General features: G+C 72.5%; 19 protein-coding genes. 13 read left to right on the top strand and 6 right to left on the bottom strand.

Annotation, left to right across the window (positions count from 1 at the left end; all coding sequences use genetic code 11):
• Positions 1–59: 59 nt before the first annotated feature.
• Together ABZ920_RS12650 and ABZ920_RS12645 are read left to right on the top strand one after the other, a co-directional pair.
• Complete coding sequence (locus ABZ920_RS12650) at positions 60–722, top strand: maleylpyruvate isomerase family mycothiol-dependent enzyme (RefSeq protein WP_361502469.1); 663 nt, start codon at positions 60–62, stop codon at positions 720–722.
• Positions 723–1,032: 310 nt separating this feature from the next.
• Positions 1,033–2,715: a carbohydrate binding domain-containing protein gene (locus tag ABZ920_RS12645; protein WP_361502466.1), complete on the top strand. Its 1,683-nt coding sequence runs from the start codon at positions 1,033–1,035 to the stop codon at positions 2,713–2,715.
• A 218-nt stretch (positions 2,716–2,933) separates the two neighbouring features.
• On the opposite strand, the gene ABZ920_RS12640 is transcribed toward ABZ920_RS12645, so the two are convergent.
• Positions 2,934–4,274 carry a 6-phospho-beta-glucosidase gene (locus ABZ920_RS12640; RefSeq protein ID WP_361502463.1) on the bottom strand — a complete coding sequence of 447 codons (1,341 nt, stop codon included), beginning with the start codon at positions 4,272–4,274 and terminating at the stop codon, positions 2,934–2,936.
• Positions 4,275–4,692: 418 nt separating this feature from the next.
• Here ABZ920_RS12640 and ABZ920_RS12635 point away from each other — a divergent pair, with 418 nt between their 5' ends.
• A complete protein-coding gene (locus tag ABZ920_RS12635; protein ID WP_361502460.1) occupies positions 4,693–6,105 on the top strand; it encodes a glycoside hydrolase family 16 protein in 1,413 nt (470 codons plus the stop codon).
• Positions 6,106–6,255: 150 nt separating this feature from the next.
• Here the strand turns inward: ABZ920_RS12635 and ABZ920_RS12630 are convergent, their stop codons facing one another.
• Positions 6,256–7,110 carry an AraC family transcriptional regulator gene (locus tag ABZ920_RS12630; RefSeq protein ID WP_361502697.1) on the bottom strand — a complete coding sequence of 285 codons (855 nt, stop codon included), beginning with the start codon at positions 7,108–7,110 and terminating at the stop codon, positions 6,256–6,258.
• A gap of 410 nt (positions 7,111–7,520) precedes the next feature.
• Here ABZ920_RS12630 and tkt point away from each other — a divergent pair, with 410 nt between their 5' ends.
• The 7 genes from tkt to ABZ920_RS12595 all read left to right on the top strand — a co-directional run bounded on the left by tkt (position 7,521) and on the right by ABZ920_RS12595 (position 17,018).
• Positions 7,521–9,596, top strand: coding sequence for a transketolase (gene tkt, locus ABZ920_RS12625; protein ID WP_361502457.1), 2,076 nt, complete (start codon positions 7,521–7,523; stop codon positions 9,594–9,596).
• 19 nt (positions 9,597–9,615) lie between these two features.
• Positions 9,616–10,791, top strand: a complete 1,176-nt coding sequence (tal, locus tag ABZ920_RS12620; RefSeq protein ID WP_361502454.1) for a transaldolase — start codon at positions 9,616–9,618, stop codon at positions 10,789–10,791.
• The gene (zwf, locus tag ABZ920_RS12615) at positions 10,788–12,548 is read left to right on the top strand and encodes a glucose-6-phosphate dehydrogenase (RefSeq protein ID WP_361502451.1); all 1,761 of its coding nucleotides are present in this window, start codon (positions 10,788–10,790) and stop codon (positions 12,546–12,548) included. Before tal ends, zwf begins: the two co-directional genes overlap by 4 nt.
• Positions 12,545–13,471 (top strand): glucose-6-phosphate dehydrogenase assembly protein OpcA, encoded by a 927-nt coding sequence (gene opcA / locus ABZ920_RS12610; protein ID WP_361502448.1) that lies wholly within the window; start codon positions 12,545–12,547, stop codon positions 13,469–13,471. Before zwf ends, opcA begins: the two co-directional genes overlap by 4 nt.
• Position 13,472: 1 nt before the next feature.
• Positions 13,473–15,119 carry a glucose-6-phosphate isomerase gene (pgi, locus tag ABZ920_RS12605; RefSeq protein ID WP_361502446.1) on the top strand — a complete coding sequence of 549 codons (1,647 nt, stop codon included), beginning with the start codon at positions 13,473–13,475 and terminating at the stop codon, positions 15,117–15,119.
• A gap of 5 nt (positions 15,120–15,124) precedes the next feature.
• Positions 15,125–16,009 (top strand): phosphogluconate dehydrogenase (NAD(+)-dependent, decarboxylating), encoded by an 885-nt coding sequence (gnd, locus tag ABZ920_RS12600; RefSeq protein ID WP_361502444.1) that lies wholly within the window; start codon positions 15,125–15,127, stop codon positions 16,007–16,009.
• Positions 16,010–16,352: 343 nt separating this feature from the next.
• Entirely contained in the window at positions 16,353–17,018 is a 666-nt protein-coding gene (locus tag ABZ920_RS12595; RefSeq protein ID WP_361502441.1) for a TetR/AcrR family transcriptional regulator, read from the top strand.
• Between the two features lie 178 nt (positions 17,019–17,196).
• On the opposite strand, the gene ABZ920_RS12590 is transcribed toward ABZ920_RS12595, so the two are convergent.
• Entirely contained in the window at positions 17,197–17,790 is a 594-nt protein-coding gene (locus ABZ920_RS12590) for a TetR/AcrR family transcriptional regulator (RefSeq protein ID WP_361502438.1), read from the bottom strand.
• A gap of 206 nt (positions 17,791–17,996) precedes the next feature.
• Between ABZ920_RS12590 and ABZ920_RS12585 the strand changes: the two genes are divergently transcribed.
• Entirely contained in the window at positions 17,997–18,887 is an 891-nt protein-coding gene (locus ABZ920_RS12585) for an NAD(P)-dependent oxidoreductase (protein WP_361502435.1), read from the top strand.
• 151 nt (positions 18,888–19,038) lie between these two features.
• On the opposite strand, the gene ABZ920_RS12580 is transcribed toward ABZ920_RS12585, so the two are convergent.
• Complete coding sequence (locus tag ABZ920_RS12580; RefSeq protein ID WP_361502433.1) at positions 19,039–19,518, bottom strand: PPOX class F420-dependent oxidoreductase; 480 nt, start codon at positions 19,516–19,518, stop codon at positions 19,039–19,041.
• A 253-nt stretch (positions 19,519–19,771) separates the two neighbouring features.
• Between ABZ920_RS12580 and ABZ920_RS12575 the strand changes: the two genes are divergently transcribed.
• Positions 19,772–21,004, top strand: a complete 1,233-nt coding sequence (locus ABZ920_RS12575) for a serine hydrolase domain-containing protein (protein WP_361502430.1) — start codon at positions 19,772–19,774, stop codon at positions 21,002–21,004.
• A 135-nt stretch (positions 21,005–21,139) separates the two neighbouring features.
• Here the strand turns inward: ABZ920_RS12575 and ABZ920_RS12570 are convergent, their stop codons facing one another.
• On the bottom strand, positions 21,140–22,201 hold the full coding sequence (locus tag ABZ920_RS12570; RefSeq protein ID WP_361502428.1) for a saccharopine dehydrogenase: 1,062 nt from the start codon (positions 22,199–22,201) through the stop codon (positions 21,140–21,142).
• Between the two features lie 229 nt (positions 22,202–22,430).
• Positions 22,431–23,090, bottom strand: coding sequence for a GTP cyclohydrolase II (gene ribA, locus ABZ920_RS12565; RefSeq protein WP_361502425.1), 660 nt, complete (start codon positions 23,088–23,090; stop codon positions 22,431–22,433).
• Between the two features lie 38 nt (positions 23,091–23,128).
• On the opposite strand from ribA, the gene ABZ920_RS12560 reads away from it, so the two are divergent.
• Positions 23,129–23,926 (top strand): creatininase family protein, encoded by a 798-nt coding sequence (locus ABZ920_RS12560; protein WP_361502422.1) that lies wholly within the window; start codon positions 23,129–23,131, stop codon positions 23,924–23,926.
• Positions 23,927–23,990 lie beyond the last annotated feature (64 nt).

The following is a 23,990-nucleotide window of genomic DNA, read 5'->3' as shown; positions in this document are numbered from 1 at the left end:
TAGGTCGCAGCAGAACTATCTACTGGAGATATCGATCCGTCGGCCGCAGGCTTGATCGCATGGAGAACCCGACAGCCCGCAAGGGCAGCAGCGCCCGCGTCAGGGCGGCGATCGCGGCGGAACGCCGGGAACTGGCCGACCTGCTGGACACGTTGCGAGCCGACCAGTGGAACGAGCGGAGTCTCTGCGCCGGATGGCGCGTGCGCGAAGTGGCGGCGCACATGTCGATGGGGTTCCGGCTCTCCCTGCCGGCGATGCTCAGTGAGTTGCTCAAGGCGCGCGGAAGCCTTCACCGCATGACCGACCGGATCGCGCGCAAGGATGCGGCCGCCCACTCCACCACCGCGCTCGCCGCCTTCCTGCGGGACAACGCCCACCATCCCTGGACACCACCGGTCGGCGGGCTCACGGCGGCGCTAGGCCACGACGTCGTGCACGGGCTGGACATCACCGTCGCCCTCGGCCTGGACCGGCGCGTCCCCGAGGACCGGCTGCGCGTCCTCCTCGACGACATCCGGCCCAGCGGCCTGAGGTTCTTCGGCGCCGACCTCGACGGAGTGCGGCTGTGCGCCGAGGACCTCGACTGGTCGTACGGCTCCGGCTCACCCGTCTTCGGCGCCGCCCAGGACCTCCTGCTGCTGGCCTACGGCCGCAGGCTTCCGGGCGGCCGGCTGCGCGGAGAACCGAGCGGCCGTTTCACCCGGTCCGCCGGGGAAGCGTGAACCGGATGCGCACCCGCTCGTCCGGGCCTTTCCCCGCTCCCCACGGGCCTGCCCGCCACGACCTGGTGACCGAGCGCCACTGAACCCACCGCAGCCGCCTCGAAAGACCGACGCGTCACCCGCCGGCCAACCCGCATGAGTTGGTGCGTCCGTGCCGCCTCACCCCTTCCCCTCACCACCGGTATGGACCAATCCGCCACCGGGCCCTTGACACCGGGATTGGTCCATACCAGCTTGGTTGCGCACCCTTCCGCACACTCCCCGCACCTCTGTGTCCTCCCGAACACCCCCATTCCCCAAGGGAGATCGCGTGCGCAACACACTCGGACGCCACAGACGCAGGGTCCTCGCCCTGCTCGCCTCCGCCGGCCTGGCCCTCGCCGGGGCCGTTGCCCTTCCCGGCACCGCCCACGCGGCGAACGTCCTCACCAACCCCGGCTTCGAGTCGGGCGGCCTGTCCCCCTGGTCCTGCACGGGCAACCTCGGCTCGGTCGTCTCCTCCCCCGCCCACAGCGGCTCCAAGGCCCTGGCCGGCGCGGTGAGTTCGAGCGACATCGCCCAGTGCGGCCAGACCGTCGCGGTCCAGCCGAACACCACGTACCGGCTCAGCGGCTGGGTCCGCGGCTCCTACGTCTACCTCGGCGTGAACGGCGGTCCCTCGACGTGGACGTCGTCGCCGTCCGCGTACAGCCAGCTGTCGGTGTCCTTCACCACCGGCGCCACGCAGACCAGCGCGACCGTCTATGTGCACGGGTGGTACGCGCAGGGCACCTACTACGCCGACGACATCAGTCTCGACGGCCCCGGCGGCGGCGGTTCGGACACCCAGGCGCCGACCGCCCCCACGGGCCTGACGTCCACCGGCCGGACGTCGTCGAGCGTGTCGCTGAAGTGGAACGCGTCGACGGACAACGTCGGCGTCTCCGCCTACGACGTCTACAGCGGCGGCAACCGGGTGCTGAGCGTCTCCGGCACGACGGCCACGGTCGGCGGCCTGTCGCCCAGCACGGGCTACACCTTCACCGTGAAGGCGCGGGACGCGGCCGGCAACGCCTCCGCGGCGTCCAACGCCGTCACCGTGACGACGGAGGCCGGCACCGGCGGCGGCACCGGCTTCAAGCAGGCGGCCCCGTACCTGTACCTCGGCTGGGGCGACCCGCCCAGCGCCACCTCGGTGATGAGCGCGACCGGGATCAAGTGGTACACGATGGCGTTCATGCTGGACTCCGGCGGCTGCAACCCCGCCTGGGACGGCAGCCGGCCGCTGACCGGCGGCACGGACCAGAACGTCATCAACCAGATCCGCTCCGCCGGCGGTGACATCGTCCCGTCCTTCGGCGGCTGGTCGGGCAGCAAGCTCGGCGCCAACTGCTCCTCCGCGAGCGCGCTCGCCGCCGCGCTGCAGAAGGTGATCGACGCCTACGGCCTGAAGGCCGTCGACATGGACATCGAGAACACGGACGAGTTCGAGAACGAGGCCGTGCAGGCGAAGATCCTGACCGCGCTGAAGACGGTCAAGGCGAACAACCCGGGGCTGAAGACGATCATCACCTTCGGCACCACGACGACCGGGCCGACCTACTACGGCAACCGGCTCATCGAGCAGGCCAAGTCGCTGAACGCGGACATCGACGTCTTCACCGTCATGCCCTTCGACTTCGGCGGCGGGGCGGACATGTACGGCAGCACCGTGAACGCGGCCGAGGGCCTGAAGGCGAAGCTGAAGTCCACGTTCGGCTGGGACGACGCCACCGCGTACGCCCACATCGGCATCTCCGGCATGAACGGCCTGTCCGACCAGCAGGAGAACACCACTCCGGCGATCTGGACCCAGATCCGCGACTGGGCGAACAGCCGGCACATCGCCCGGCTCGCCTTCTGGTCGGTCAACCGGGACCGGCCCTGCCCGGGCGGCGGGGTCACCAGCAACTGCTCCGGCATCAGCCAGAGCAACTGGCAGTTCACCTCCATCACGGCCGGCTTCACCGGCTGACACCGCCCCGGTCCCCCGGATTCCGGTCCGGGGGACTTTTTTCGTGCCGGGGTGTATCAGGCTCCCGTCCCCCGACTCTCAAAGGTGAAGGGAACGGGGGAACGGGGGAACGGGGGAACGGGGGAACGGGGGAACGGGGGAACGGGGGAACGGGGGAACGGGGGGCGGGCCGGTCGGTCGTTGTCACGGGGGAGCGACCGACCGGTCTCCGCACCGCCCTACTTCAGGTACGCGAGACCCGGGTGGACGGCCGTGTAGCCGTCGACGAGACGCCTGGCGACGCCGACCGAGTCGACGAGCGGATGCAGGGCGAAGGCCTTCACCGCCGTGGCGCGGGACCCCGACTCCGCGGCCGCCAGCACCTCGCGCTCGACCGCCTTCACCGCGCAGACCAGGCCGGCGGCGTGACCGGGCAACGGGTCCACGGCGACGGGGTGCGCGCCGTTGGCGTCGACCAGGCACGGGACCTCGACGACCGCATCGGCGTCCAGCACCGCCAGGGTCGAGCGGTTGCGGACGTTGAGGATCAGCGTGGTGCGTTCGTCCCGGGCGACGGCCCGCATCAGCGCCAGCGCGACGTTCTCGTAGCCGCCGCCCGTCAGGTCCTCGGCGTCCCGCTCGCCCGCGCCCGCGCTGTCGCGGTTCTCCGCCATGTAGGTGGCCTCCCGCTCGGCGCGGGTGCGGTCCCAGACGGCCAGGGCGTCCGCGTCCGGCTCGCGGAGCTCCTCGTAGAACCGGGCCTGCTGGTCACGCAGGAAGGCACCGCGGGTGTGCTCGGCCTCCTGGTGGGCCCGGACGGTCTCGCGGCCGAAGTAGTAGTAGTGCAGGTACTCGTTGGGCACCGCGCCGAGCGACCGCAGCCACTCGGCGCCGAAGAGCCTGCCTTCCTCGAAGGACGCGAGAAGCCCGGGGTCCGCGAGCAGGCGCGGCAGTTCGTCGCGTCCGTCGACGCGCAGACCGCGCACCCAGCCCAGGTGGTTGAGGCCCGCGTAGTCGATCCAGGCCCGGTCCGGGTCGACGCCGAGCACGCGGGCGATGCGGCGGCCGAGCCCGACCGGCGAGTCGCAGATGCCGATGACGCGGTCGCCGAGGTACCGGGACATGGCCTCGGTGACCAGGCCGGCCGGGTTGGTGAAGTTGATGACCCAGGCGTTCGGAGCCAGCCGGGCCACCCGGCGCGCGATGTCGACGGCGACGGGGACGGTGCGCAGGCCGTAGGCGATGCCGCCCGCACCGACCGTCTCCTGGCCGAGGACACCCTCGGCCAGGGCGATCCGCTCGTCGTCGGCGCGCCCCTGCAGGCCGCCCACGCGGATCGCGGAGAACACGAAGTCGGCGCCCCGCAGCGCCTCGTCCAGGTCGGTCGTGGCGGTCACCTCGGGCGCGTCGGGCACCCCCGCCGCCTGCTCGGCCAGCACCCGGCGCACCGCGGAGAGCCGGCCGGCGTCCACGTCGTGCAGCACGACCGCCGTGACGCGGCCCTCGGCGCGGTCCCGCAGCAGCGCCCCGTACACCAGCGGCACCCGGAATCCGCCGCCGCCCAGAATCGTCAGCCTCACGCCTGCACCTTAGAGGCCGCCGCTGCCGGTGATCCAGCGCGGTGGCGCCCCGCGCGTCCGCAGGCCGTGCGCCGCCCCTCCCCCGGCGTGCCGATGGGCCTGGACCGCCCTGCGTCGCAGGGTCGCGCCGCCCGGCCGCCGTTCCGGTCCGGTGGGGCCCCCGTCGCCCGCCCGGCGAGGCCGGGCCCCTTCAGCCGTCCGGGCTGCCGCGCTCTGCCCCGCGCCGGCCGCGCGTCTCGGCGTTCACTGCCTGAACTCCCTTGTGCCGCACGGACTTTCTCGGCTTCACCTCTTGACCGCGGAGGCAACGGAGAGCACATTGAGCCCGCAACCATCGCGTGAGAGCGCTCTCAAGACCGTTCCGAGCGCCCTCCTGCGAGGCACCCGCGCATCAGCCCCGTACCCGAGAGGCCCCCACATGAGCAGATCCTCCGGCATACCGTCCGCCGCGCCCGGCGGACGGCGTCCCCTGCGGCGCGCGCTCGTCGCCGTCATCGGCACGCTCGGTCTCGCGGCGGCCGCCGCGACCGCGGCCACCCTCCCCGCGAACGCCTCCGCGCCCACGCCCCCGTCGGGCTGGACGCAGGTCTTCCTGGACGACTTCGACGGCGCGGCCGGCTCGGGCGTCAACACCAGCAACTGGCAGTACGACACCGGCACCTCGTATCCGGGCGGCGCGCCCAACTGGGGCACCGGCGAGGTCGAGACGATGACCTCCAGCACCAGCAACGTCGCGCTCGACGGCAGCGGCAACCTGCTGATCACCCCGCGCCGCGACGCCTCCGGCCAGTGGACCTCGGGCCGCATCGAGACCCGGCGCACCGACTTCCAGCCCCCGTCCGGCGGCAAGCTGCGCGTCCAGGCCCGCATCCAGCTGCCGAACGTCACCGGCGCCGCCGCCAAGGGGTACTGGCCCGCGTTCTGGATGCTGGGCGCGCCGTTCCGCGGCAACTACCAGAACTGGCCGGCCGTCGGCGAGCTGGACATCATGGAGAACGTCCAGGGCCTCAACACCGCCTGGGCCACGATGCACTGCGGCACCAACCCGGGCGGCCCGTGCAACGAGACCTCGGGCATCGGCGGCTCTACCCCGTGCGCCGGCACGACCTGTCAGGCCGGCTTCCACACCTACTCGATGGAGTGGGACAGGTCGACCAGTCCCGAGGAGGTCCGCTTCTACCTGGACGGCGTCAACTTCCACACCGTGCGGGCCAACCAGGTCGACGCCACGACCTGGGCGAACGCCACGAACCACGGTTACTTCGTCATCCTGAACGTGGCCATGGGCGGCGGCTTCCCGGGCGCGTTCGGCGGAGGCCCCGACGGCGGGACCGAGCCCGGCCACCCGATGGTCGTCGACTACGTGCAGGTGCTGCAGTCCTCCGGGGGCGGCGGCACCACGCCGCCGCCGTCCGGCAGCCGGGACGCCTACGGCACCCTCCAGGCCGAGTCCTACGACAGCCAGTCCGGAGTGGGCACCGAGACCACCTCGGACACCGGCGGCGGCCAGAACCTCTCCTCGCTGGCGAACGGCGACTGGGCGCTGTACAAGGGCGTGAACTTCGGGTCCACGGCGGCCCGGCAGTTCTCCGCGCGCGTCGCCAGCGGGGCGGCGGGCGGCGTCAGCGGACTGGTCGAGGTGCGCCTGGACAGCCGTTCGAACGCTCCTGTCGGCAGTTTCGCGGTGGCCAACACCGGCGGCTGGCAGTCGTGGCGGACCCTCCCGGCGAACATCAGCTCGGTGACCGGGACGCACGACGTGTACCTCACCTTCACCAGCGGCCAGCCGGCGGACTTCGTCAACGTCAACTGGTTCACGTTCGGGCACTGACCGGCACGCCCGGCGCCGACCGGCACCGCCCGGCGGCCGACCGGCACCGGTCGGGGCCAGGTCCTCGGGGAGGACCCCCTCGGCGCGCGCCGGCCTTCCGGACGGACGGGCCCCACACCCTCGTGTGGGGCCCGTCGCCGTGTGCGGGGCTCAGCGCAGCTCCGCCCGGAAGGCGACCGGGGTCTGCCCCGTGTGCAGCTGGAAGAACTTGGAGAAGTTGGCCGCGTCGGGGAAGCCCACGGCGGCGCCGACCCGCCCGATCGGCAGGTCGGTGTGGGCGAGGAGGCGCTTGGCCTCCAGGACGACGCGCTTGTCGATGAAGCCCTTCGGGGTCTCGCCGGTGGCGGCGCGCACGGCACGGACGAGGGTGCGGCGGGAGTAGCCGAGGGCGTCGGCGTAGGCGCTGACGCTGTGGTTGACGGGGAAGCCCTGCTCGACCGCGTCGCGGAAGCGGGTGAAGGTCGTGTCGGTCTGCTCCCCCGCCCCCTTCCCGGAGCTCGCCGCGAGATGGGCCAGGCGCAGCAGGAACGCCGTGAGCGAGTGGCGCAGCACGGCCGTGTGCACGCCCAGCGGCAGGGTGGTGCTGTCCTCGTACTCACGCCGCAGCTGGGCCAGCGCCGCCAGCAGGGCCTCGCGCTGGGCCTCGTCGGGGTGCAGCAGGGGCGGCAGGTCGTAGCGGTAGAGCCCGGTGGTTTCCACCGTGGCGCGTGGCAGGAAGCCGGGCTGCATGGTCAGCACGGTTCCGCGGTACTCGCTCGTCCTGGAGAAGCGGTGGACCTGCCCCGGGCGGATCCACAGCACATCGCCCGCCGTGGCCTCGTACTCGGCGAAGTCGATCATGTGCCGTACGGGGCCGCCGCTGAAGAGCATGACCACGTGGAAGTCGATGCGGTGAACGCGGTGCAGGGGCGCGTCGGCGTGCCAGGCGCGGTCGGTTCCCATCGGGCCGACCTGCATGCCGACACCGCAGACGCTGAGGTCGACCGGAAAGGGGAAGGTTCTGATCGCGCCACCGTCTCCGTCCGTGCCTTCCTCCTCGCCCGCGCCGCCGGCCGCGGGGCCGGCCGTTCTCGCGCCCTCGCCCGCCGGTGCGCCGCCTCTCCCGCCGGGCCCCGCGCCCTCGCCGCCCGCGCCTTCGCCCGTCCCCGGGCCCTCGCCCGCGCTCCCGGCCGCGCCCGCCGCGGTCCCCGTCGCGTCCGGGCCTGTGTCCGCACCGGCGCCCGTGTCCCCGTTCGCGCCGTGCAGCGTTTCGTCCGCCATGTCCTTCTCGAGCCGTCCTGATCACGCGCTGAGCCGTCAGCGTGTCCCACTTTCACCACAGGCTGACACACGAAGACCTTCCCCCGAAAAAGTCAGACTTTTAGATTCGAACTCCCCCGGCCACCCAACCGTCTCCATTCGAGGATCTCTTGAAGATGAGCACGCAGACACCCAACCAGCTGGAGTGGACCGATCTCGACCGGCGTGCCGTCGACACCGCGCGCCTGCTGGCCGCCGATGCCGTCCAGAAGGTGGGCAACGGCCACCCCGGGACCGCGATGAGCCTCGCGCCCGCCGCGTACACGCTGTTTCAGAAGGTGATGCGTCACGACCCCGCCGACCCGGAGTGGATGGGCCGTGACCGCTTCGTCCTCTCCCCCGGCCACACCTCGCTGACCCTCTACACACAGCTCTACCTCGCCGGATACGAGCTGGAGCTGGACGACCTCAAGGCCTTCCGCACCCACGGATCGAAGACGCCTGGTCACCCCGAGTACGGGCATACGGCCGGTGTGGAGACCACGACCGGACCGCTCGGCCAGGGCGCGGCCAACGCCGTCGGCATGGCCATGGCCGCCCGCTACGAGCGCGGCCTGTTCGATCCGGACGCCCCCGAGGGCGAGTCCCCCTTCGACCACACCATCTGGGCGATCGTCTCCGACGGCGACCTGCAGGAGGGCGTCTCCTCGGAGGCGTCGTCGATGGCCGGCCACCAGAAGCTCGGCAATCTCGTCTTCCTCTACGACGACAACCACATCTCCATCGAGGGCGACACGGCCACCGCGTTCTCCGAGGACGTGCTGAAGCGGTACGAGGCCTACGGCTGGCACGTGCAGCGGATCGAGCCGGCGGAGAACGGCGACGTCGACGTGCACGCGCTGTACGCGGCGCTCAGGGCCGCGCAGGCCGAGACCGCGCGCCCCTCGTTCATCGCCATGCGCACGATCATCGCCTGGCCGGCCCCGCACGCGCAGAACACCGAGGCCGCCCACGGCTCGGCGCTCGGCGAGGACGAGGTCGCCGCCACCAAGCGCGTCCTCGGCTTCGACCCGGAGCGGGCCTTCCAGGTCGACGACGACGTGCTCGCCCACACCCGCCGGGCCCTGGACCGGGGCGCCGAGGCGCACGCGGCCTGGGACAAGCAGCTCGACGCCTGGCGCGACGCGCAGCCCGAGCGCGCGCAGCTGCTGGACCGCATCGTCGCCGGGAAGCTGCCCGCCGGCTGGGAGGACGCCCTGCCGGTCTTCGAGGAGGACAAGGCGGTGGCCACCCGCGCCGCCTCCGGCAAGGTGCTCCAGGCGCTCGGCGCGATCGTGCCCGAGCTGTGGGGCGGCTCCGCCGACCTGGCCGGGTCCAACAACACCACCATCGACAAGACGTCGTCGTTCCTGCCGAAGGGCAACCCGCTGCCGGGGGCCGACCCGTACGGGCGGACCATCCACTTCGGCATCCGCGAGTTCTCCATGGCCGCGGAGATGAACGGCATCGCCCTGCACGGCAACACCCGCATCTACGGCGGCACCTTCCTGGTGTTCTCCGACTACATGCGCAACGCCGTCCGCATGTCGGCGCTCATGCAGCTGCCGGTGACGTACGTGTGGACGCACGACTCCATCGGCCTGGGCGAGGACGGCCCCACCCACCAGCCGGTCGAGCACCTGGCCGCGCTGCGGGCCATCCCCGGCCTGAACGTCGTCCGCCCGGCCGACGCCAACGAGACCGCGACGGCCTGGGCCGAGATCCTCAAGCGGCACTCCACCAACCCGGCCCCGCACGGCCTGGCCCTCACCCGCCAGGGCGTGCCGACGTACGCGCCGAACCCGGACGCCGCCCGGGGCGGCTACGTCCTGCGCGACTCCTCCACCGGCACGGTGGACGTGATCCTGATCGCCACCGGGTCCGAGGTGCAGCTCGCCGTCGCCGCCCGGGAGCGGCTTCAGGCCGAGGGCATCGGCACCCGGGTGGTGTCGATGCCGTCCGTGGAGTGGTTCGAGGAGCAGCCGCGCGAGTACCGCGAGGACGTGCTCCCGCCGTCCGTGAAGGCGCGCGTCGCCGTCGAGGCCGGCATCGCCCTGACCTGGTACCGCTTCGTCGGGGACGCGGGACGCATCGTCTCCCTGGAGCACTTCGGCGCCTCCGCCGACGCCAAGACCCTGTTCACCGAGTTCGGCTTCACCCCCGAGAACGTCGCCGCCGCAGCCCGGGAATCGCTGGCTGCCGCGCGCGGTTGATCCGATCGCCAGAAGGAAGATGATCACAGTGACCGAAGCAACCGCCACCGCGGGAGCACTCAAGCGCCTGGCCGACGAGGGCGTCTCGATCTGGCTGGACGACCTGTCGCGCGGGCGGATCACCTCGGGCAACCTCGCCGAGCTGGTCGGGAGCGGCTCTGTCGTCGGCGTCACCACGAACCCGTCGATCTTCCAGGCCGCCATCGGCTCGGGAGCGGGCTCCGCGCCGGGCGGGGCCGGCGCGGGGGGCTACGACGAGCAGCTCGCCGACCTGGCGGTGCGGGGCGTGACGGCCGAGGAGGCCGTGCGCATGATGACCACCGCCGACGTGCGCGCCGCCGCCGACGTCCTGCGTCCGGTCTACGACGCCACCGGCGGCCGGGACGGACGGGTGTCCATCGAGGTCGACCCCCGCCTCGCCCACGACACGCGGGCGACCGTCGCCGAGGCCCGGCAGCTGGCCTGGCTGGTGGACCGCCCCAACGTCATGATCAAGATCCCCGCGACCCGGGAGGGCCTGCCGGCCGTCACCGAGGTGCTCGGGCTCGGCATCAGCGTCAACGTGACGCTGATCTTCTCCCTGGAGCGCTACCGCGAGGTGATGGACGCCTACCTCGCCGGCCTGGAGAAGGCGAAGGCCGCGGGGGTGGACCTGTCGACGATCCACTCCGTCGCCTCGTTCTTCGTCTCCCGCGTCGACAGCGAGATCGACAAGCGGCTGACGGTGCTGGGCACGGACGAGGCGCTCGCTCTGAAGGGGCGGGCCGCGCTGGCGAACGCGCGCCTGGCCTACCAGGCCTACGAGGAGGCCTTCGCCGGTGAGCGCTGGTCGGCCCTCGCCTCCGCCGGGGCCCACGCGCAGCGTCCGCTGTGGGCGTCGACCGGGGTGAAGGACCCGGCGTACAAGGACACCCTGTACGTGGACGAGCTGGTCGCGCCGGGCACGGTCAGCACGATGCCGCAGGCCACCCTCGACGCCACCGCCGACCACGGCGACATCCGGGGCGACACGGTGACCGGCGGTTACGAGCAGGCCCGCGCCGACCTCGCGGCGGTGGAGGCGCTCGGCATCTCCTACGACGAGGTCGTGCGGAAGCTCGAGGACGAGGGCGTCGCCAAGTTCGAGGCGGCGTGGCAGGACCTGCTGGCGACGGTGACGAACTCGCTCGACAGCAAGGGAGTTGACGCGGAATGAGCAAGAAGCCCGCCCAGGCGGCCGCGAAGGCCGCCGAGGCCACGGAATCCGCCGAGGCCACGCAGACCGCCGAGGCCGCGGAGAAGCCCGGGGCCGGCGAGAGCACCGGCCAGGCCACCGAGGCCACACAGGCCGCCGGCGCCGCGGGGAACCAGGACGCGCCCGCGTCGGACGACGGGGCCGCGAAGGCCCGCGCGCCGCAGGCCGACGTGCGCCTGCCCCTCGTGCCCGCCACCGACTGGGTGAATCCCCTGCGGGACCCCGCCGACCGCCGGCTGCCCCGCATCGCCGGGCCGTCCGGTCTCGTCATCTTCGGCGTCACCGGCGACCTGTCCCGCAAGAAGCTCATGCCCGCCGTCTACGACCTCGCCAACCGCGGGCTGCTGCCGCCGGGCTTCTCCCTCGTCGGCTTCGCCCGGCGCGACTGGGAGGACCAGGACTTCGCGGAGGTCGTGCACGACGCCGTCAAGGAGCACGCCCGCACGCCGTTCCGCGAGGAGGTCTGGCAGCAGCTCGCGGAGGGCATGCGGTTCATCCCCGGCGACTTCGACGACGACACCGCGTTCAAACAGCTGCGGGAGGCCGTGGAGGAGCTGGACGCCTCCCGGGGCACCGGCGGCAACTTCGCGTTCTACCTCTCCGTGCCGCCGAAGTTCTTCCCCAAGGTCGTGCAGCAGCTGAAGAAGCACGGTCTGGCGGACGCGCCGCAGGGTTCCTGGCGGCGGGCCGTGATCGAGAAGCCGTTCGGGCACGACCTGCGCAGCGCCCGCGAGCTGAACCGGATCGTGCACGAGGTCTTCGACCCCGACCAGGTGTTCCGCATCGACCACTATCTGGGCAAGGAGACCGTCCAGAACATCCTGGCGCTGCGCTTCGCCAACCAGATGTACGAGCCGATCTGGAACCGGTCCTTCGTGGACCACGTGCAGATCACGATGGCCGAGGACATCGGCATCGGCGGCCGCGCGGGGTACTACGACGGCATCGGCGCCGCCCGCGACGTCATCCAGAACCACCTGCTGCAGCTGATGGCGCTGACCGCGATGGAGGAGCCCATCGCCTTCGACGCGGAGGCGCTGCTCACCGAGAAGCTGAAGGTGCTGAAGTCGGTGCGGCTGCCCGACGACCTCGGCGCCCACACCGTGCGCGCCCAGTACGCCGAGGGCTGGCAGGGCGGCGCGCGGGTCCCGGGATACCTCCAGGAGGAGGGCATCGACCCGCACTCCAAGACCGACACCTACGCCGCGGTCAAGCTGGAGATCGACAACCGCCGCTGGGCGGGCGTCCCCTTCTACCTGCGCACGGGCAAGCGGCTCGGCCGCCGCGTCACGGAGATCGCGGTCGTCTTCCAGCGCGCCCCGCACTCCCCGTTCGACTCCACGGCCACCGAGGAGCTCGGCCAGAACGCGATCGTCATCCGCGTCCAGCCGGACGAGGGCATGACGGTGCGGTTCGGCTCGAAGGTGCCCGGCACCTCGATGGAGATCCGGGACGTCACGATGGACTTCGCCTACGGCGAGTCGTTCACCGAGTCCAGCCCGGAGGCGTACGAGCGGCTCATTCTCGACGTGCTGCTCGGCGACGCCAACCTGTTCCCCCGTCACCAGGAGGTGGAAGAGTCCTGGAAGATCCTCGACCCGATCGAGGACTACTGGGACAGGCACGGCAAGCCCGCGCAGTACCCCGCGGGCACGTGGGGGCCGCGGGAAGCCGACGAGATGCTCGCACGAGACGGACGGAGCTGGCGCAGGCCATGAAGATCGACCTGACCGACACCACGGCAAGCAAGATCAACAAAGCGCTGGTGCAGGGCCGCCGCGCCATCGGGACGCCCGCCGTGGGCATGGTCCTGACGATGGTCATCGTCACGGACGAGGAGAACGCCTACGACGCGCTGAAGGCGGCGGAGGAGGCCTCGCACGAGCACCCCTCGCGCACCCTCGTCGTCATCAAGCGGCACGTCCGCACCCTGCGCGACCGCACCCACTCCCGGCTGGACGCCGAGGTGCGGGTGGGCTCCGAGGCCGGCACCGGCGAGACGGTCATGCTGCGGCTGTACGGCGAGGTGTCCGACCACGCCGACTCCGTGGTGCTGCCGCTGCTGCTGCCGGACGCGCCGGTCGTCGTGTGGTGGCCGGTGGACGCGCCCGACAACCCCTCGAAGGACCCGCTGGGCGCGCTCGCGCAGCGCAGGATCACCGACCTGTACGCCGTCGAGCGCCCGCTGGAGGTGCTCGAGACCCGCGAGCGCTCCTACGCGCCCGGCGACACCGACCTGGCCTGGACCCGTCTGACCCCGTGGCGCTCGATGCTCGCCGCGGCCCTGGACCAGGCCCGGGTGGAGGTGACGTCCGCGGCCGTGGAGGCGGAGGCGGACAACCCCAGCGCGGAGCTGCTGGCCCGCTGGCTGGAGGCCCGGCTCGGCGTCACGGCGGACCGTGTCGTCAGCGCGGGTCCGGTCGTGACGGCCGTACGGCTCGGCACCGACACCGGGGAGATCGTCATCGACCGGCCCGAGGGGCCGCTGGCCACGCTGACCCTGCCGGGCCAGCCGCCGCGCACCCTCGCCCTGAAGGTCCGCCCCACCTCCGAACTCATCGCCGAGGAGCTGCGCCGCCTCGACGCCGACGAGATGTACGCCGTCGCCCTGCGGGGCGAGGGCACCAAGGAGACCGTCTGACATGACCGACACCCCCCTGCTCACCCAGCGGCCGGAGTGGACCGCACTGGCGGACCACCGCGCGGGCCCGTTGCAGAACCCGGACCTGCGGGAGCTGTTCGCGGCCGACCCCACGCGCGCGGAACGCTACACCGTGCGCGTCGGTGACCTGCGCATCGACTACTCCAAGCACCTCGTGAACGACGAGACGCTGGCCCTGCTGCGCGAACTGGCCGCCGCCACCGACGTGTTCGGGCTGCGCGACGCCATGTTCCGCGGCGAGAGGATCAACGTCACCGAGAACCGCGCCGTCCTGCACACCGCGCTGCGCGCCCCCCGGGACGCCGTGGTCGAGGTCGACGGCGAGAACATCGTTCCCAAGGTGCACGCCGTCCTGGACAGGATGGCCGACTTCGCGCAGCGGGTCCGCTCGGGCGAGTGGACCGGCCACACCGGCAAGCGCATCCGCAACGTCGTCAACATCGGCATCGGCGGATCCGACCTGGGGCCGGCCATGGCCTACGAGGCGCTGCGCCCGTTCACGGACCGCTCGCTGACGTTCCGCTTCGTCTCCAACGTCGACGGTGCCGACCTGCACGAGGCGGTGCGGGACCTGGACCCGGCGGAGACGCTGTTCATCGTCGCGTCCAAGACGTTCACCACCATCGAGACGATCACCAACGCCACCTCGGCCCGTTCGTGGCTGCTGGCCGGGCTCGGGGAGGAGAAGGCCGTCGCGCGGCACTTCGTCGCCCTGTCGACCAACCGGGACAAAGTCACCGAATTCGGCATCGACCCGGACAACATGTTCGAGTTCTGGGACTGGGTCGGCGGCCGCTACTCCTACGACTCCGCCATCGGCCTGTCGCTGATGATCGCCATCGGCCCGGACCGGTTCCGGGAGATGCTCGACGGCTTCCGTATCGTCGACGACCACTTCCGCAACGCGCCGGCCGAGGCCAACGCCCCACTGATCATGGGCCTGCTGGGCATCTGGTACAACAACTTCCTCGACGCGCAGACGCACGCGGTGCTGCCGTACTCGCACTACCTGTCGAAGTTCACCGCCTACCTGCAGCAGCTGGACATGGAGTCCAACGGCAAGTCGGTGCAGCGCGACGGGACGCCCGTCCAGTGGCAGACCGGGCCGGTGGTCTGGGGCACTCCCGGCACCAACGGCCAGCACGCCTACTACCAGCTCATCCACCAGGGCACCAAGCTCATCCCGGCGGACCTGATCGGCTTCGTCAACCCCGTCGACGAGCTCGGCGACGAGCTCAAGGCCCAGCACGACCTGCTGATGGCCAACCTGTTCGCGCAGGGCCAGGCGCTCGCCTTCGGCAAGAGCGCCGACGAGGTGCGGGCCGAGGGCGTCCCGGAGGAGCAGGTGCCGCACCGCACCTTCCAGGGCAACCGCCCCAGCACCACGATCCTCGCCACCGAACTGACCCCGTCGGTCCTCGGCCAGCTCGTCGCCCTGTACGAGCACAAGGTGTTCGTCCAGGGCGCCGTCTGGAACATCGACTCCTTCGACCAGTGGGGCGTGGAACTCGGCAAGGTCCTCGCCAAGCGCGTCGAACCCGCCCTGACGGAGGGCGCCGAGGTTCCCGGACTCGACCCGTCCACCGCCGCCCTGGTGGCCGCCTACCGCACGCTCAGGAAGAAGTGAACCCAATGCAGCTCGGACTCATCGGCCTCGGCAGGATGGGCGGCAACATGCGGGAGCGCCTCCGCAAGGCCGGCCACACCGTCGTCGGTTACGACCGCAACCCGTCCGTCTCCGACGTCGGCAGCCTGGCCGACCTCGTCGACAAGCTCGAAGGACCCCGCACCGTCTGGGTGATGGTCCCCGCGGGCGCCGCCACCCAGGGCGTCATAGACGAGCTGGCGAGCCTGCTCGGCCCCGGCGACGTCGTCGTCGACGGCGGCAACTCCCGGTGGACGGACGACGAGAAGCACGCCAGGGAGCTGGGCGCGCGGGGCATCGGCTTCGTCGACGCCGGCGTCTCCGGCGGCGTGTGGGGCCTGGAGAACGGCTACGCCCTGATGGTCGGCGGCGACAAGGAGCACGTCGAGCGGCTCCGGCCGATCTTCGACGCGCTCAAGCCGGAGGGCCCCTACGGCTACGTCCACGCGGGCAAGGTGGGCGCCGGCCACTTCGCGAAGATGGTCCACAACGGCATCGAGTACGCGATGATGCAGGCGTACGCCGAGGGCTGGGAGCTGCTGGAGGCCGTGGACTCGGTGACCGACGTCCGCGAGGTCTTCCGCTCCTGGCAGGAGGGCACGGTCATCCGCTCCTGGCTGCTCGACCTCGCGGTCAAGGCCCTGGACGAGGACGAGCACCTGCACAAGCTGCGCGGCTACGCGGAGGACTCCGGCGAGGGCCGGTGGACGGTGGAGGCGGCCATCGACCACGCCGTGCCGCTCCCGGCGATCACCGCCTCCCTCTTCGCCCGGTTCGCCTCCCGCCAGCCGGACTCCCCGCAGATGAAGATGGTCGCGGCGCTGCGCAACCAGTTCGGCGGCCACGCGGTCGAGGCGGCGAAGAAGGACTAGCCGCGCAGGTCCGAAGTCCTCGGGCATACGAAGCGAGGGTCTGGCCGGTTCGTAGGTGATGACGAACCGGCCAGGCCCTCGCGACGGCCTGCACCGCACGTGAAGACTCCGCGGCTGTTGCCGTCGCTGCCGCCGGACCATGGACCCCTGGTCGAACTACGGCAGAAGTGTCGGCGCGGGAACGTGGGCCGGCTTGACCACGCTGAAGAGCCGCCGGTCGGGGGTGGCCACCCGTTCCACGCCGAAACGCTCGGTCCTGCCGGTGGGCCGGAAGACCCTGCCGCGGGTCCGCGGGGCCTGCTTCTACAATCTCCGGCACTGGCCCTACGCCCGGAGGAACCCGATGACCAGCGTGGACGAACCGGCACGACCGAACGGGCGCATCCGTGACGCCGCCCGGACGAAGGCCGAGATCCTCGACGTGGCCACACAGGAGTTCGCCCGGGCCGGGTACGACGGGGCCCGCGTGGACGAGATCGCCGCCCGCACCCGCACCACCAAGCGGATGATCTACTACTACTTCGGCGGCAAGGAGCAGCTGTTCACGGCTGTGCTGGAGCGGGCCTACGGGGTCATCCGCGACGTCGAGCAGCAACTGGACGTCGAGCACCTGGACCCGGTCGCGGCCATCCGCAGGCTGGCGGAACTGATCTTCGACCACCACGAGCAGCACCCCGACTTCGTCCGCCTGGTGAGCATCGAGAACATCCACGAGGCCGAGCACATCGCCGCCTCGGAGGCGCTCGGGCGGATCGGCTCCCCCGCGCTCGGCGTGATCCGCCGCATCCTGGCGGCCGGCCAGGAGTCGGGGCTGTTCACCGCCGACGTGGACGCCGTGGACCTGCACGCGCTGATCAGCTCGTTCTGCTTCTTCCGGGTTGCCAACCGGCACACCTTCGGCGCCCTGTTCGGCCGCGACCTGGTCGCCCCGGACCGGCGCGAGCACTACCGCACGATGCTCGGCGACATGGTGATCGCATATCTGACGGCGGACCGCGCCGCCGGCTGAGCGCACACGGCCCGTCCCGCACTCCGACCGGCGAAACGGAACCGGATCGCCGTACGGCGCGCCCGCACTCCGACCGGCGACACTGAACCGGGCCGCCCTACGGCGCGTCCCGCGCCGCGCCCACCCGCCGCCGGGCCCGCACCCCGCGCGACGGCGCCGGACCTCGGTGCGCCGGCGATCAGGAGCGGGGCACGGCCGCGTCGAGGAGGGGGCCGAGCTCCGCGGCGACGGTGGTCAGGGGGCGCGTGTCCCGTTCGGCGCGGGCCATGAGGACGGCCCCCTCCAGGGCGCTGATCATCAGCGTAGCGAGCGGCTCGGCCCGCCCCTCCGGCACACCCATCTCCGCCAGGGCCTCGGCCACCGGTGACCGCCAGGCCGCGAACGCGGCGGCCGCCGCCTCGCGCGTGGAGCCGGCCGCCGAGGCGCAGTCCACGGTCGCCGCCGCGACCGGGCAGCCGGAGGCGAAGCCCGCCGTGTCGTACTCGTCGGTCCACTGCCGCACCATCTCGGCGAACAGCCCGCTCGGCGTCGGCTCGGCCATCCGGGCGACGAAGCGGGCGACCCGCCGGCCCGCGTACCGGCCCGCCCAGGCGACCGCCTCGTTGACCAACTGCTCCTTGCCGCCCGGGAAGTAGTGCTGCAGGGAACCGCGCGGCGCGTCCGCGTGGGCGGCGACGTCCCGCATGCCGGTCGCCCCGACCCCGTCGCGCCGGATGAGCTGGGCCGCGCTGAAGACCATCCGCTCGCGCGGTCCCCGCTCGGGCCCCGTCATCGCCGAACCTCCCGACACCGCGCGCCGACCGGCCGCGCGCCGATCACCACGCCTCCGCTCATGACCCTGGCCGTCCACCCTATGACCGCGGTCATGGTGCCCGCTACTATGACGGCCGTCATAGCCGTGACGGCTGTCATCGCCGTGACGGCCGTCATCGCCGGGCCGCCGTCACGGAGCCCGACTCGGCCCGGAGGGCGGTCCCCATGGACGTCGGATTCATCGGCCTCGGCCTGATGGGGCAGCCCATGGCGCTCCGCCTGGCCCACGCCGGCACCCCCCTGGTGGTCTGGAACCGCACGGCCGCCCGGACCGCTCCCCTGCGCGCGGCCGGAGCCGAGGTCGCCGGGGGCCCCGGCGAGGTGTTCGCGCGGACGGACGCGGTGATCCTGATGCTGGCCGACGGGTCCGCCGTCGACGCCGCGCTGGGCCGCGGCACCCCGGAGTTCGCCCGGCGCGTGGCCGGCCGGACCGTCGTCCACATGGGCACGACCTCGCCCGAGTACTCCCACGGCCTGGAGGGCGACGTCCGCGCGGCGGGCGGGAGCTACGTCGAGGCGCCCGTCTCCGGCTCCCGCCTCCCGGCCGAGAACGGGCGGCTGGTGGCGATGCTGGCCGGCGACGAGCGTGCCGTGGACGCCGTACGGCCCCTGCTCGCGCCGTTGTGCCGCGAGACGTTCCTCTGCGGTCCCGCACCGAACGCGCTGCTGATGAAGCTGTCCGTCAACCTCTTCCTCATCACGCAGGTGACCGGGCTGACGGAGGCCTTCCACTTCGCCGAGCGGCAGGGGCTCGACCGGCGGCTGTTCCTCGACGTCCTGGGTGCCGGCCCGATGGCCAGCGAGGTCTCCCGGACGAAGGCGTCCAAGCTCCTCGGCGGGGACTTCGCGGTGCAGGCGGCCGCGCTCGACGTCCTCAAGAACAACCGGCTGATCGCCGAGGCCGCCCGCGGCGCCGGCCTCGCCTCCCCGCTGCTCGACGTGTGCCACGCCCTGTTCGAGGAGACGGTGTCCCTCGGGCACGGCGGGGAGGACATGGTCGCGGTGCTCCGCGCCCTCGAGGCCCGCACGGGGAGCGCCGCCGACACCGCCGGCTGACGTCCCCGGCGTTCCGTGCGGGGAATCTGGGCGGGCCTCGAGGGCGCGGAGCACCGCCCGGTCCGAGTGCCGTCCGCGCGGCCCCGACCGGATCGCCCGCGGAACCGGGGCCGCCGCCGGTGCCGGAGCGGGCGGGGGCCCCGGCGGGAGGTCAGGTGGCGGACCCGGTGCCCAGGGAGCCGGTGGCCCGCGGGATGCCGTACACCCGTTCCACCCGGAGTCGCACCACCAGGCGGCGGTCGCGGACCATCGCGGCGCGGAAGTCCTCCCAGTCGGGGTGCTCGCCGAGGACGTCGCGGTACAGGCGCACCAGTTCCTCGACGGTCTCGTCGTGCGGGTCCGCGGCCACCGGTGAGAGGTCGGCCGTGCCCTCGGCCACCGTGTAGGCGCCGCGGTCGGCGCTCGTCACGTGGTAGGAGGCCCGCGGGTCCCGGCGGAGATTGCGGGTCTTGGCGCGGTCGTCGGTGACCGAGATCCGCAGGGTCCTCTCCTCGGGGTGGTAGGCGTGGCTGACGTTCGACAGCTGGGGCCGCCCGTCGCGCCTGAGGGTGACCAGCACCCCGGCATGGCCGTCGGCGAGCAGCCTGAGCAGTGCTTCCTGCGCGGAGTCGTGCGTCGTGTCCTGGGTCATATCCGGGTCAACCGGCCGGGTCCGGCCGCGCATTCCGCGTTGGTGGCGGGCGCTCGCCGGCTGGGTGCGCCGGCTGCGTCCTCGTCCAGTCCGACGGAGGGCGGTCCGCCGACGGCGGCGACCGTCGGTCCGCCGGTCGTGGAGGCCGGGGCGCCGGGCGCCGGCGCCGGCGCCCGTGGTCCCGAGGTCTGAGGGCGTGCGGACGGGGGTATGCCGCAGTCGTCCTCGTGCGACGTGAACCGGAGGAGAGACGATGGCACGGCTGCGGCAGGACGTGGACCCGGCTGAGGCGGGGCTCGACCCGAAGGGACTCGACCGCCTCGACGCGTACCTCGCGGGCCTCGTCGACGAGGGGCGCCTGCCCGGCTTCCTCGTGTCGGTCGCGCGGGGCGGCCGGATCGCCCACCTGACCACGTACGGACGGCGCGACGTGGCCGCGGGCCTGCCGGTGGAGACGGACACGCTGTGGCGGATCTACTCCATGACCAAGCCGGTCACGGCGGTCGCCGTGCTGCTGCTGGCCGAGGAGGGCCGGCTGTCCCTGGACGACCCGCTGGAGCGGCATCTTCCAGCCTTCGCGGAGCCCCGCGTGTACGCCGGCGGGTCCGGCGACGAGGTCCGCACCCGTCCGGCCGCGGGACCCATCCTGATCCGGCACCTGCTGACCCACACCGCCGGCCTGACCTTCGCCTTCTACCGCACCCACCCCGTCGACGCCCTCTACCGGCGGGCCGGCCTGGAGTCGTCGGTGCCGCCCGGCGCCGACCTGGCCGAGACGATCGACGTGTACGCGAGCCTGCCGCTGCAGTTCGACCCCGGCACGCAGTGGAACTACTCGGTGGCCAGCAACGTCCTGGGCCGGGTGGTCGAGGTGGTGTCCGGGCAGCCCCTGGACGACTTCTTCGCCGAGCGGATCTTCCGGCCGCTCGGGATGAGGGACGCCGGTTTCTGCGTCGGCGCCGAGCAGGCCGGCAGGCTGGCCGAGCTGTACGGGCAGACCGGTGACGGCGGTATCGAGCCGATCCCCGGCCTGCCGCTGCTGCGCGGCCGCCCCCGCTTCCTGTCCGGCAGCGGCGGCCTGGCGGCCGGCGCGCACGACATCCACCGCTTCATGGAAATGCTGCGCCGCCGCGGCGAGTTGGACGGCACCCGGCTGCTCCCTCCGGAGACGGTGGACCTGATGACGCGCAACCACCTGCCCGGCGATGCGGACCTGCGCTCGTTCGGCAGCCGCCCCGCCCACGACGAACCGGGCAACGACGGTGTCGGGTTCGGCCTCGGGGTGTCCGTCGTCGTCGACCCGGCCCGCACGCAGGCCCCGTCGGGCCTCGGCACGTACGGCTGGAGCGGTGTCGCGACGACGACCTTCTGGGTCGACCCGGGCCGCGACCTGACGTTCCAGTTCATGACCCAGGTCCGGCCGAAGAGTTCGCTGCGGCTCTACCCCGAGCTGAAGCGGCTGCTGCACGAGGCGGTCCTGGCCTGATCCGCCGGCACGGCGGCCGTCGGTCCGGCCCCGCACGGTGGCCGTCAATCCTGGTGCGGCCCGGCAGCCGCCGGTCCGGCAGCCGTCGGTCCGGCGCCGCACGGTGACCGCCCGTCCGGCCCCGCACGGTGACCGTCAGTCCTGGTGCGGCCCCTCCGCATCGAGACCGTGTTCGCGGCAGGCACGGCGGAAGGTGTCCAGGCAGCGGCCCCAGGCCCCGCCGGTCTCGAACTCCAGCAGGTGCGGCAGGAGCGCGGCGGAGAAGTCGGTGCTGGCCTCCCTGGGCAGCAGGGACGGCAGGTTGTCGATGGCGATGAGGTCCAAGGGCGGTTCCTCGTGCAGCCGGCGCACGGGCTGCGCCCAGTCGGTGACGCGGTCGTAGACCGGCAGCACGTTCAGCGGCGAGCCGACGTCGCAGGTCACATCGCACACGGTGCGCAGGCGGCGGGCCGGGGCGTCGAGGTCCTCCGTCCGCAGGAAGGGCGGGACCGGGCTGGTCGCGAGGACCGCGTTGACCATGAGGTCGTGCTCCAGCAGGGCCCGCCGGTCCAGGTCGCGCGTCTCGGCGAGGTCCCAGCAGGTCGGGTCGGTCCCGGCCGCGGCGAAGGCGACCCGCGCACCGCGGCCGCTGCGGCCCAGCGCGCCGATCACCAGGGCCGCGACGTCCTCGTCACCGGCGGCCGGCCGCAGGGTCTCCTCCAGCTCCTCCCGGGTGGTGGGCGTCAGTGGGGAAGCCAGCCGGCCCCGGTGCTGGAGCACCGCCAGCGCCGCGCCGAGGTAGCCGGCCCAGAAGCCGAAGGCGGCCAGCCGGCGCCCGTTGTCGTCCACCAGGTACTCCAGGTCGAGCAGCGCCCCTCCCCCGGTGACGAACCTCCGCAGCAGCGCGGCCGCACCCGGCTGACGCTTGTAGGCGTGCCCGAAGTAGACGTGGCGGTGTGTCAGCGCCTCCGGCCGCTCGGGCAGTTCCTTCAGGCCGAGGACGACCGCGTCCGGCGGGGCCGACACCCACGACCCCGGTTCCGCGGTCCGGCACCCGGCCGCCGTGTACTCCGCCAGAGGGAAGATCCGCTGCGGGGACTCCTCGACGGTCAGCGTCACACCGGCCTCGACCAGCCGCCGGGCGTCGGAGGGCACGATCGGTGTGCGCCGCTCGGTCGAACGGGCCTCGTGGCGCAGCCACAGGTGGAGCTCGGTCATACCTGGTGGGCCTCCGGCACGGGACGCCGGCCGCGGACCGGCCGGCGCGGGGACGGGCTGACGTGTCCGAAGCGTACGCGGCCGGAGAGGAGGAGGGGGTCACCGTCCGTGCCTCTTCCCGGCCGCGTCGCCGGCCGCGACCGTGCTGCCCGAGCCGCCCAGGTGGCCGGTGCCGTCCGCGCCGCCCGTGTGGCCGGTGCCGTCCGCGCCGTCCGCTTCCCGGCCGCCGTCACGACAGGTGCGCCACCGCGTCCAGGTGGGGCAGGTGGTGGTCGAGCCGCTCCCGCTTGGTGCGCAGATAGGTGATGTTGCTCTCGCACGGCTGGATGAGCAGCGGCACCTGCTCGGCGACCTGGACGCCGTGCTGCACCAACGCCTCGCGCTTGCGCGGGTTGTTGGACATCAGGCGCACCGAGTGCACGCCCAGGTCCCGCAGGATTCCGGCGGCGACCCCGTAGTCGCGGGCGTCCACCGGCAGGCCGAGGGCGAGGTTCGCCTCGACGGTGTCGAGGCCCTCCGCCTGCAGCGCCATCGCGCGCAGCTTGGCGAGCAGCCCGATGCCCCGGCCCTCGTGCCCTCTCAAGTAGACGACGACACCGCTGCCTTCGGCGACGACCGCGCGCAGGGCGGAGGCGAGCTGGTCGCCGCACTCGCAGTGCTGGGAGCCGAAGGCGTCACCGGTCAGGCATTCCGAGTGCAGCCGGGTGAGGACACCGTCCGTGCCGATGTCGCCGTGGACCAGCGCCACTTGCTCGTCACCGCGGTCGTGGTCGAGATACCCGATCGCCTGGAATTTCCCGTACACGGTGGGCAGGGGAGCATTCACGACGCGTTCCACACCCGTGCGCCGTGGAGACTTCGTGCCGAGTACGCCGAGGTTTTCTGTCATGATCTGGATCCTAAGCAGAGACGAAGGGCCGGGAAACGATGAATGGTTCGGGAAATCGGCCGGCGGCATACGGTCTGTTGCCGGCGGACACCACGGAGGACGTACGGACGCGTGGGGCGGGCCGGTCACGGCAGGTCGCCGTACTGCCCGTGGGGAGTTTCGAACAGCACGGCCCGTACCTTCCGCTGGCGACCGACACGCTGGTGGCCTGTGCCGTCGCGCGGGAGATCGCCGACGCCCACCCGGTACACCTCCTTCCTCCGCTGACGATCTCCTGCTCGCACGAGCACGCCGCCTGGCCGGGGACCGTCAGCATCTCCTCCGTGACCCTTCACGCGGTGGTACGGGACATCGCCGCGTCGCTCCGCCGCTCGGGCGTGGACGCCCTGGTGGTGGTCAACGGGCACGGCGGGAACTACGTACTGGGCAACGTGGTCCAGGAAGCCTCCGCGCGCGGCGAGCGGATGGCGCTCTTCCCGGCCGCGGAGGACTGGGAGACGGCCCGGCAACGGGCCGGTGTGCGCACCTCGCTGCTCACCGACATGCATGCGGGGGAAATCGAGACCTCGATTCTTCTGCACGCTCATCCCGAATTGGTCGGGGCCGGTCACGAGTCCGCCGATTTCGTCGCGGACGACCGGCGTCATCTGCTCACCGCCGGAATGTCCGCCTATACCGAGTCGGGTGTCATCGGCCGTCCTTCCCTGGCTTCGGCGGAAAAGGGAGAGAAACTCCTCGCGAGCCTCGCCGAGTCCTTCGGCCCGTATTTCTCGCTGCTCACGTCCCCGGACACGCCGGCCGATTCCGTGCGCGGGGCGGGCAGCGGGGCCGAGTAGACGATCCGGGACGCGGTGACGGGTTCCGGGGCCGGCGGGCGGGTCCCGGACTCGGGATGCGGCA

The sequence above is a fragment of the Streptomyces sp. NPDC046831 genome (assembly GCF_040645305.1).
Taxonomy (GTDB): Bacteria; Actinomycetota; Actinomycetes; order Streptomycetales; family Streptomycetaceae; genus Streptomyces.
Note: the sequence above shows the minus strand (reverse complement) of the source record. Positions and strands in the feature narration are given on the sequence as shown.

Coding starts and splice junctions, on each gene's coding strand:
- ABZ920_RS12575 (WP_361502430.1), top strand. CDS start 19,772: ATGGCACGGCTGCGGCAGGACGTGGACCCGGCTGAGGCGGGGCTCGAC.
- zwf (WP_361502451.1), top strand. CDS start 10,788: ATGAGCAAGAAGCCCGCCCAGGCGGCCGCGAAGGCCGCCGAGGCCACG.
- tal (WP_361502454.1), top strand. CDS start 9,616: ATGATCACAGTGACCGAAGCAACCGCCACCGCGGGAGCACTCAAGCGC.
- ABZ920_RS12590 (WP_361502438.1), bottom strand. CDS start 17,790: ATGACGGGGCCCGAGCGGGGACCGCGCGAGCGGATGGTCTTCAGCGCG.
- ABZ920_RS12635 (WP_361502460.1), top strand. CDS start 4,693: ATGAGCAGATCCTCCGGCATACCGTCCGCCGCGCCCGGCGGACGGCGT.
- tkt (WP_361502457.1), top strand. CDS start 7,521: ATGAGCACGCAGACACCCAACCAGCTGGAGTGGACCGATCTCGACCGG.
- ribA (WP_361502425.1), bottom strand. CDS start 23,090: ATGACAGAAAACCTCGGCGTACTCGGCACGAAGTCTCCACGGCGCACG.
- ABZ920_RS12570 (WP_361502428.1), bottom strand. CDS start 22,201: ATGACCGAGCTCCACCTGTGGCTGCGCCACGAGGCCCGTTCGACCGAG.
- ABZ920_RS12595 (WP_361502441.1), top strand. CDS start 16,353: ATGACCAGCGTGGACGAACCGGCACGACCGAACGGGCGCATCCGTGAC.
- ABZ920_RS12580 (WP_361502433.1), bottom strand. CDS start 19,518: ATGACCCAGGACACGACGCACGACTCCGCGCAGGAAGCACTGCTCAGG.
- ABZ920_RS12585 (WP_361502435.1), top strand. CDS start 17,997: ATGGACGTCGGATTCATCGGCCTCGGCCTGATGGGGCAGCCCATGGCG.
- ABZ920_RS12650 (WP_361502469.1), top strand. CDS start 60: ATGGAGAACCCGACAGCCCGCAAGGGCAGCAGCGCCCGCGTCAGGGCG.
- gnd (WP_361502444.1), top strand. CDS start 15,125: ATGCAGCTCGGACTCATCGGCCTCGGCAGGATGGGCGGCAACATGCGG.
- opcA (WP_361502448.1), top strand. CDS start 12,545: ATGAAGATCGACCTGACCGACACCACGGCAAGCAAGATCAACAAAGCG.
- ABZ920_RS12560 (WP_361502422.1), top strand. CDS start 23,129: ATGAATGGTTCGGGAAATCGGCCGGCGGCATACGGTCTGTTGCCGGCG.
- pgi (WP_361502446.1), top strand. CDS start 13,473: ATGACCGACACCCCCCTGCTCACCCAGCGGCCGGAGTGGACCGCACTG.